Source organism: Allobosea sp. 05T422_2 (genome assembly GCF_056396265.1).
In genome coordinates this window covers 1-3,009 of the sequence record NZ_JBFTLD010000427.1, presented here as the reverse complement: position 1 = coordinate 3,009, position 3,009 = coordinate 1, and the positions used below count along the sequence as shown (strand labels likewise).

The following is a 3,009-nucleotide window of genomic DNA, read 5'->3' as shown; positions in this document are numbered from 1 at the left end:
GCCCTATATCCAGGGCAGCGTCTCGGCCAGCGCCGATCAGATCAACTGGGTCCTGACCTCCTATATCGTCGCGGCCGCGATCATGACGCCGCCATCGGGCTTCCTTGCCGCCCGCTTCGGCAGGAAGCGCGTGCTCTCGGTCGCGATCATCGGCTTCGTCGTCGCCTCGATGCTCTGCGGCGCCGCGCAGTCGCTGACTCAGATCGTCGGCTTCCGCCTGCTCCAGGGCTTCTTCGGCGCCGCCCTGGTGCCGGTGTCCCAGAGCATCCTGCTCGACATCTACACGCCGGAGGAGCGCGGCTCGGCGATGGCGCTGTTCGGCGTCTCGGTCATGGTCGGCCCGGTGCTCGGCCCCGTCATCGGCGGCTGGCTGACCGAGAACATCTCCTGGCGCTGGGTCTTCTATATCAACCTGCCGCTCGGCGCATTGGCCCTGGCGGGCGTCGGGATCTTCGTCACCGAGACGAAATCGAACGCCTTGGCCAGGCTCGACTGGATCGGCTTCGGMGCGCTCAGCCTCGCCATCGCCTCGCTCCAGCTCTTCCTCGACCGCGGCGCCCAGCTCGACTGGTTTTCGTCGCTCGAGATCATCGTCGAGGCGACGGTCTGCGTCGCGGCGATCTACATCCTGGTGGTCCACACCCTCACGGCAGAGAACTCCTTCATCAAGCCGCGCCTGTTCCTCGATCGCAACTTCAGCGTCGGCATGATCTTCATCTTCATCGTCGGCATCACCTATCTCGCTTCGCTGGCGTTGATGACGCCCTATTTGCAGACGCTGATGGGCTACCCCGTCGTCACCGCCGGCATCGTCATGGGCCCGCGCGGCATGGGCACGATGCTCTGCATGTTCCTSGTCGGACGGCTGATCGGCAAGGTCGACATCCGCATCCTGCTCGGCGCCGGCCTGGCCGTCAGCGCCTGGGCGATGTACGACATGGCCGGCTGGACCCCGGACGTCTCGCAGCAGACGATCATCGTCACCGGCTTCATCCAGGGAGCGGGTCTGGGCCTGCTCTTCGTGCCGCTGACCACTGTGACCTTCTCCACGCTGCAGCCGCAGGATCGCGGCGACGCCACCGGCCTTTACAACCTGTCGCGCAATATCGGCTCCAGTGTCGGCATCTCGATCGTCAGCTATCTGCTCACCCGCAACGTCCAGGTGAACCACGCCGAGATCGCGACTTACGTCACGCCCTTCAACCGCATCTTCGAGATGCCGGCGATCAAGGAGGCCTGGGATCCGCTGACGCTGGCCGGGCGCGCCGCGCTCGACGAGGTCATCACGCGCCAGGCGATGATCATCGCCTATATCGACGATTTCAAGCTGCTGATGATCCTGTGCCTCGCGGCCATGCCGTTCCTCGCCCTGCTGGTCACCTCGAAGCAGAAGAAGGCGCCGTCGGATGACCATCCGATGGTCATGGAGTAGCGCGCCGCTGGCCCCGCCCGAGGGAGTATCGCGCGATCGCCTCCACCAGCGCATCGGGCAGCTCGATCTCCTGGCGAGCCGGCCTTTGTCCGGGAATATGGACGCCCTTGCCCGCCAGGCGTTCGAGATGCGCAGCCAGCCGGGCTGAAAAATCCGGAGCGAAGAGCTCCGGCTTCAGCGCGACGACCAGGAGCCCTACGCCGGGGGATTGGCTGCCGCCAGCGAAGGACGGCGCATCGAGCGACCAGTTCGCGCCGGTCATGCCGGCTGCCAGGGTTTCCACGATCAGCGCGATATTGGCGCCGCGCTCGCCCCCAAAAGCGAGAAGCGCTCCGGTGAGCGCCGCGCGTGGGTCGGTGGTGGGCTGGCCGCTCGCATCCACGGCCCAGCCCGGCGGTATCGCCTCGCCGGTCTCGGCGGCCTGCCTGATATTGACGAAGGCCGTCGCGCTCGTGGCCTGGTCAATGACCAAAGGCTGGCCGCCCGCGACGGGCGCGGCGAAGGAGAGCGGATTGGTGCCGTAGACGGCCTCCTGGCTCTTGCCCGCCGCCACCAGCGCCGGCCCATTGGCAAGGGCAAGCCCGATCAATCCTGCTTCGGCGAGACGGCGGGTGTAGTAGCCGAGTTCGCCGACCGTGTAGCTGTTCGCCTGGATCAGCAGCGCGAGGCCGTAGAGCCCGGCGCGCGCCTGCAATTCAGCAAAGGCGAGATCGAAACCGAGCTGGGCGATGCCTCCCCCGGCCTCGATCCGGATCGAGGCCGAGGTCGGAAAGCTGACCTCCGGGGTGACGGAGCCCGCGATCCGCCCGGCCGCGAGGCTATCGAGATAGTCCAGGAGATGCGCGAACCCGACAGAGGGACGACCCGACACTTCCGCAGCGATCGTCGCATCCGCGAGCGCTGCCGCGACAGCATCGCTGCCTCCAGCGGCCAGCACGGCGTGGCGCGCCATCTCGTGCGCGCCGTCTATCGTCATTCGCATCGCTGCCCCCGCCCCCCGCAAAAGCTGTGGCCCCATACCGGGGAAGAGCGGGGTTAAATCCAGCCTTGCGTTACGTCAACGACCGGAGCGGACGATCTGCGGACTGAAATGGCCGTAGTAAGGATAGGTGGCAGCTTGCGCACTCGCAGGCTGGCGCCATCCAAAACGGGATGACGATAGCTAGCGGGATGCGAGATGCGTGAAACGGATCAAAGACAGGTCCGGATCCCGTTCTTGACGATTTCTGGCCATTCCGGGCCGAGGGCTTCCCGCGCGTCGAGGGCGTTCTGATAGCCCGGCTCACCGTTCTTGAACATCATCACCGCGAGCTGCCTGTCATGGGTGCCGCTCACGATGGTCGGGCCAGGAACATAGGTGCTCCTGGCCTGATAGGTGTTGCCGGAGAACGAGCCACTGGTCTGGAAACTCCCCGGCATCTGGCTGACCGAGACATTGTTCTGAGACGCTGCGCCGCCAATGATGTAGCGGTCGTAGCCTGCCCTGATCGTCTCGATCGCGGCGCTCTTGGCTGCGACCTTTGCCGCCCCTTGAGGGCCGCAGGCCGGCGCAGCGCCGGCGTCGATCATCATGGTGT

The 3,009-nt window shown here is 66.0% G+C and carries 3 protein-coding genes; 1 reads left to right on the top strand and 2 read right to left on the bottom strand.

Going from position 1 to position 3,009, the window contains the following annotated elements; all coding sequences use genetic code 11:
* A partial coding sequence (locus AC1DJT_RS35515; protein ID WP_476835940.1) for a DHA2 family efflux MFS transporter permease subunit occupies window positions 1-1,432 on the top strand: 1,432 nt, incomplete at its 5' end.
* Here the strand turns inward: AC1DJT_RS35515 and AC1DJT_RS35510 are convergent.
* Window positions 1,422-2,414, bottom strand: a complete 993-nt coding sequence (locus AC1DJT_RS35510) for an Ldh family oxidoreductase (RefSeq protein ID WP_476835939.1) — start codon at window positions 2,412-2,414, stop codon at window positions 1,422-1,424. The two genes, AC1DJT_RS35515 and AC1DJT_RS35510, sit on opposite strands and share 11 nt — an antisense overlap.
* 209 nt (window positions 2,415-2,623) lie before the next feature.
* Window positions 2,624-3,009: hypothetical protein (locus AC1DJT_RS35505; RefSeq protein ID WP_476835938.1), on the bottom strand; the 386-nt coding region annotated here is incomplete at its 5' end.

Coding starts and splice junctions, on each gene's coding strand:
- AC1DJT_RS35510 (WP_476835939.1), bottom strand. CDS start 2,414: ATGCGAATGACGATAGACGGCGCGCACGAGATGGCGCGCCACGCCGTG.